Genomic DNA, 5,267 nt, shown 5'->3' with positions numbered 1-5,267 from the left:
CACGACCTCTTCCGATCTGGGCCGCGGCTGGCGGGACGGCGACGCGGGGCGGCGGTGCTCACCCCGCGATCCTGCCCGCTCGGGCCGCGTGACGGCGCGGGCGGTCCCGCGGGGCGGCGTACCGTCGTCCCATGCGCTTCGAGCACGTGGGGTTCGGGTCCGACGCCGTGGAGTACCGCCGGGGGTGGGAGCTGCAGCGCGCCGCCCACGCCGAGGTCGCCGCGGGCGCCGAGGACGTCGTCCTCCTCCTCGAGCACGAGGCCGTCTACACCGCGGGCAAGCGCACCCTGCCCCACGAGCGGCCGTTCGACGGCACCCCCGTCGTCGACGTCGACCGCGGCGGGAAGATCACCTGGCACGGGCCGGGCCAGCTCGTCGGCTACCCGATCACCCGGCTGCCCGACCCCGTCGACGTCGTCGCCTACGTCCGGCGGCTCGAGCAGGTGCTCATCGACGCCTGCGCGGAGCTCGGCCTGGCCACCGAGCGCGTCGAGGGACGCAGCGGCGTCTGGGTGCGCGGTGACGGGTCCGGTCTGCCGGGCCGGCGGGACCGCAAGGTCGGCGCCATCGGCATCCGCGTCGCCAAGGGCGTCACGATGCACGGCTTCGCGCTCAACTGCGACAACGCCCTGGACGGGTTCGGCGGCATCGTCCCGTGCGGCATCCCCGACGCCGACGTCGCGACGCTGACGGCCGAGCTGGGGCGCCCCGTGCGGGTCGCCGACGCGCTGCCCGTCGTCGAGCGGCACCTGGCCGCGACCCTGCCGGCCGGCGAGCGCCCCGCCCCGGCGGCTGCGGCCGTCTGAGCGGGCGCCCGGCCCCCCGCCCGGGGCCGCCCTCAGAGGGCGGCGACCTGCGGCATCACGCGCTCGGCCACGAGCTCGACGTGGTCGAGGTCGCCCAGGTCGAGGAACTGGCAGTAGGTCCGCCGCGACCCGACCGCCGCGTAGCGCCCGAGCTTCTCCACGACCTCGTCGGGCGTGCCCGCCAGCCCGTTGGCCCGCAGCTCCTCGACGTCGCGCCCGATCGCCGCGGCGCGGCGGGCCACCTCGGCGTCGTCGCGGCCGACGCACGCCACGAGCGCCGTCGACCACGTGAGCTCGCCCGGGTCGCGCCCGACCTCGGCGCACGCGTCGCGGACCCGGCCGAACTGGGTGCGGACGTCCTCGACGGACCCGAACGGCAGGTTGAACTCGGTGGCGTACCGGGCGGCCAGCGCGGGGGTGCGCCGCTTGCCGCCGCCGCCGACGACGACCGGCACGCGCGCCTGCACCGGCTTGGGCAGCGCCGGGGAGTCGACGAGCTCGTAGTGGTCCCCCGCGAAGGAGAAGGTCTCCCCCGCCGGCGTGCCGAGGAGGCCGGTGACGACGGCGAGCTGCTCGGCGTAGCGGTCGAAGCGCTCGCGCACGTCCGGGAAGGGGATGCCGTAGGCGCGGTGCTCCTGCTCGTACCAGCCGGAGCCGAGGCCGAGCTCGACGCGGCCGCCCGACATCTGGTCCACCTGCGCCACCTGCACCGCGAGCACCCCGGGGTGGCGGAAGGTGGCCGAGGAGACGAGCGTGCCGAGGCGGACGGTGGAGGTCTCGCGGGCGAGCCCGGCCAGCGTCGTCCACGCGTCCGTCGGGCCCGGCAGCCCGTCGCCGTCGCCCATGACGAGGTAGTGGTCGGAGCGGAAGAAGGCGTCGTAGCCGGCCGCCTCGGCGGTGCGCGCGACGGCGAGGAGGTCGTCGTAGGTGGCGCCCTGCTGGGGCTCGGTGAACACGCGGAGGTCCATGGGAGCCATCCTGGCCCGTGTGACCGCCCCCTCGCAGACCTCGCAGCCGCCGCAGCCCTCGACCGCACCGGAGCCCTCCGCCCTGCGCGAGAGCACGACCGACCGCCTCCTGCACCTGCTGGCGCGCGAGCAGGTCGACCGCCGCCTGCCGTCGGTGGTCGCCGGCCTGGTGCGCGACGGCCACCTCGTCTGGTGGGCGGCGCGCGGCAGCACGAGCGGGCCGGGCGAGCCGCCGGCGGCCCCGGCCCCCACGACGCGCTACCGCATCGGCTCCATCACCAAGCCGCTCGTCGCGACCGCGCTCATGCGCGCCCACGACGAGGGGCTGTTCGACCTCGAGGACCCGGTGGGGCGGCACCTGCCCGAGCTGGGCTCCGACCGCGCCGACGTCGGCGCCCTCACCGTGGGGCAGCTGCTCGGCCAGGCCTCCGGCCTGCAGGCGGAGAACGACGGCGCCGGGCCGTGGTGGGAGCGCACGCCGGGCGGCGACTGGGCGGCCCTCGCGCCCGCGCTCACGGCGGACGCCCGACGGCACCGCCCCGGCACGCGCTTCCACTACTCCAACACGGGCTTCGCCGTCCTCGGGGAGCTCCTCGCCCGGCTGCGGGCACGGCCGTGGCACGAGGCGCTGCGGGCCGACGTCCTCGACCCGCTGGGCATGGACCGCGCCGGCTTCCGGCGCGACGAGGACTCCGCCGCCGGGCTCGCCGTCCACCCCTGGGCCGACGTCGTCCTGCCCGAGCCCGAGCACGACGCCGGGGCGATGGCCCCGGCGGGCCAGGTGTGGGCGAGCGTGCCCGACATGGCGCGCTTCGCCGCCCTCCTCGCGGGCTCACCGACCGCCGCCGGCGTCGTCAGCGACGAGGCGCTCCGGCTCATGACGACGCCGCAGGCGGTGGACGACCCCCGCGGCGCCGGGTGGAGCGTCGGGTACGGCCTCGGCGTCCAGGTCTGGAACCTCGGCGGGCGGCGCCTCGTCGGCCACGGCGGCTCGATGCCGGGCTTCATCGCCGGGCTGCAGGTCGACGTGGCGAGCGGCGACGGCGTCGTCGCCATGACGAGCTCGACGACCGGCTTCGGGGACCTCCCCCTGCGCCTGCTCGACACCCTCGCCGAGGCCGAGCCGCGGCTGCCCGAGCCCTGGTCCCCGAGCCCCGTCGCCGACGACGTCCTCGAGCTCGTCGGCCCCTGGTACTGGGGCCCGTCCCCGCTCGTCGTGCGCTCGGAGGCCGACGGCTTCCTCCTCGAGGGGCTGGGCCGCCCCGGCCGGTCCTCCCGCTTCCGCCGCTCCCCCGCCGGGGACGGCACGTGGGTCGGCCTCGACGCCTACTACGCCGGGGAGCGCCTGCGGGTGCTCCGCGACGGCGACGGGCGCCCCTCGCACCTCGACCTCGCGACCTTCCGGCTCACGCGCACGCCCTACGACCCGGCCGCCGACGTGCCGGGCGGCGTCGACGAGGGCGGCTGGCGGGCCTGATCCGCGAGCCGTCCGCGCGCCCTCCCGCCCCGTCGGCGGGGCGGGAGGGCGCGCGTACGCTGGAGCGCGTGACGGTCGCACCCGAGGGACGCAAGATGCTGCGCGTCGAGGCGCGCAACGCCGAGACCCCCATCGAGAAGAAGCCCTCGTGGATCCGCACGAAGGCCAAGATGGGTCCGGAGTACTCCGAGCTGAAGGGCCTCGTGAAGCGCGAGGGCCTCCACACGGTGTGCGAGGAGGCGGGCTGCCCCAACATCTTCGAGTGCTGGGAGGACCGCGAGGCCACCTTCCTCATCGGCGGCGAGCAGTGCTCGCGCCGCTGCGACTTCTGCCAGATCGACACCGGCCGCCCCTCGCCGCTGGACCGGGACGAGCCCCGCCGCGTCGCCGAGAGCGTTCAGGCCATGGGCCTGCGCTACGCCACCGTCACGGGCGTCGCCCGCGACGACCTCGAGGACGGCGGCGCCTGGCTCTACGCCGAGACGATCCGCGCCATCCGCGAGCTCAACCCCGGCACGGGCGTCGAGATCCTCGTCCCCGACTTCAACGGCGTCCCCGAGCTCGTCGGCCAGGTCCTCGACGCGGGCCCGCAGGTCTTCGCGCACAACGTCGAGACGGTGCCGCGCATCTTCAAGCGCATCCGCCCGGCCTTCCGCTACGAGCGCTCCCTCGACGTCATCACGCAGGGCCGCCGCGCCGGGCACGTGACGAAGTCCAACCTGATCCTCGGCATGGGCGAGACGACCGAGGAGATCGTCGACGCGCTGCGCGACCTCCACGAGGCCGGCTGCGACCTCGTCACCATCACCCAGTACCTGCGGCCCAGCCCCCGCCACCACCCGGTGGACCGCTGGGTCAAGCCCGAGGAGTTCGTCGAGCTGCGCGACGCGGCCGAGGAGATGGGCTTCGCCGGCGTCATGAGCGGGCCGCTCGTCCGCTCCTCCTACCGCGCGGGGCGGCTGTGGGCCGGGGCGATGAAGCGCCGCGGCGCGACCATCCCCGCCGAGCTCAGCCACCTGGACGTCGAGCAGCCCGCCCGCCAGGAGGCGTCCGCGCTGCTCGCCCGCTCCTGACGGCCCCGCTCGCTCCCGACGCCCTGGCGCGCCGCCCCGCCCTCCCCGGCGGGGGCGGCGGCGCGCCCGCCGACGGCCCGTATCCTGACGGGCATGGCTCGTCGCGCACCCGCCCCGCCCCCCGCCAACGCCGCCGGCAAGGGCGCCGACGGGACCGGCGGGCGAGGGCCGCTCGCGGCCCTGCGCCGCCGCCGCGCCCGTCCGAAGTTCGGCCCCGACGGGCGCCCCACCGGCCGCATCGCGCAGATGCGCCAGGTCTACGACATGACCCGGAAGGCCGACCCGTCGGTCACCTGGTGGATGCTCGGCGTCGCGGCCGCCGTGCTCGTCGTGGCCCTCGTCATCGGCTTCGCCGTCGGCCACCCGATCTACCTCACGGTCATCGGCCTGCCCCTGGCCCTGCTCGGCGCCATGGTCGTCCTCGCCCGCAAGGCCGAGGCCGCGGCGTACAGCCAGATCGAGGGCCGGCCGGGTGCGGCGGGCGCCGCCCTCCGGTCCATCCGGCGGGGCTGGGACATCGGCGAGGAGCCCGTCGCCATCGACCCGCGCACGCAGGACTCGGTCTTCCGCGGCGTCGGCCGCGCCGGCGTCGTGCTCGTGGGGGACGGCGCCCCGCACCGCGTCGCCAAGCTGCTCGAGGGCGAGCGGCGCAAGGTCGCGCGCGTGGTGCCGAGCGTCCCCGTCCACGTCATGCAGGCCGGCTCCGGCGAGGGCCAGGTGCCGCTCCCGAAGCTCGCCCGCAGGGTGCAGCGGCTCAAGCCGGTCATGACGAAGGCGGAGATGGGCCAGGTCCAGGGCCGCCTGCGCGCCATCGGCGGCATGCGGATGCCCGTCCCCAAGGGTGTCGACCCGATGCGCGCCCGTCCCGACCGCAAGGCGGCGCGCGGCCGCTGACCCCGGCCGGCCGCACGGCGCGCCCGCCCCGCCGGGTCGCCGGGCTCGC

5 protein-coding genes are annotated in these 5,267 nt (G+C 76.9%); 4 read left to right on the top strand and 1 reads right to left on the bottom strand.

Annotated features, from left to right (window positions below):
- The first annotated feature begins 131 nt into the window (after positions 1 to 131).
- On the top strand, positions 132 to 806 hold the full coding sequence (lipB, locus tag HLB09_RS12520) for a lipoyl(octanoyl) transferase LipB (protein WP_171203687.1): 675 nt from the start codon (positions 132 to 134) through the stop codon (positions 804 to 806).
- 32 nt (positions 807 to 838) lie between these two features.
- Here the strand turns inward: lipB and HLB09_RS12515 are convergent, their stop codons facing one another.
- Positions 839 to 1,774 carry an LLM class F420-dependent oxidoreductase gene (locus HLB09_RS12515; protein WP_171203686.1) on the bottom strand — a complete coding sequence of 312 codons (936 nt, stop codon included), beginning with the start codon at positions 1,772 to 1,774 and terminating at the stop codon, positions 839 to 841.
- Between the two features lie 19 nt (positions 1,775 to 1,793).
- On the opposite strand from HLB09_RS12515, the gene HLB09_RS12510 reads away from it, so the two are divergent.
- The 3 genes from HLB09_RS12510 to HLB09_RS12500 all read left to right on the top strand — a co-directional run bounded on the left by HLB09_RS12510 (position 1,794) and on the right by HLB09_RS12500 (position 5,218).
- Positions 1,794 to 3,251: a serine hydrolase domain-containing protein gene (locus HLB09_RS12510; RefSeq protein ID WP_322790165.1), complete on the top strand. Its 1,458-nt coding sequence runs from the start codon at positions 1,794 to 1,796 to the stop codon at positions 3,249 to 3,251.
- Between the two features lie 68 nt (positions 3,252 to 3,319).
- Entirely contained in the window at positions 3,320 to 4,324 is a 1,005-nt protein-coding gene (gene lipA / locus HLB09_RS12505) for a lipoyl synthase (protein ID WP_322790164.1), read from the top strand.
- 93 nt (positions 4,325 to 4,417) lie between these two features.
- The gene (locus tag HLB09_RS12500; protein ID WP_171203684.1) at positions 4,418 to 5,218 is read left to right on the top strand and encodes a DUF4191 domain-containing protein; all 801 of its coding nucleotides are present in this window, start codon (positions 4,418 to 4,420) and stop codon (positions 5,216 to 5,218) included.
- The last annotated feature ends 49 nt before the right edge of the window (positions 5,219 to 5,267 follow it).

The sequence above is a fragment of the Pseudokineococcus marinus genome (assembly GCF_013004605.1).
GTDB lineage: Bacteria > Actinomycetota > Actinomycetes > Actinomycetales > Quadrisphaeraceae > Pseudokineococcus > Pseudokineococcus marinus.
The sequence above is the reverse complement of the archived record's forward strand: the minus strand, read 5'-3'. Positions and strand labels throughout refer to the sequence as shown.

Excerpts from the sequence above, each read along its gene's own strand:
- lipB (WP_171203687.1), top strand. The coding sequence starts at position 132 with ATGCGCTTCGAGCACGTGGGGTTCGGGTCCGACGCCGTGGAGTACCGC.
- HLB09_RS12515 (WP_171203686.1), bottom strand. The coding sequence starts at position 1,774 with ATGGACCTCCGCGTGTTCACCGAGCCCCAGCAGGGCGCCACCTACGAC.
- HLB09_RS12500 (WP_171203684.1), top strand. The coding sequence starts at position 4,418 with ATGGCTCGTCGCGCACCCGCCCCGCCCCCCGCCAACGCCGCCGGCAAG.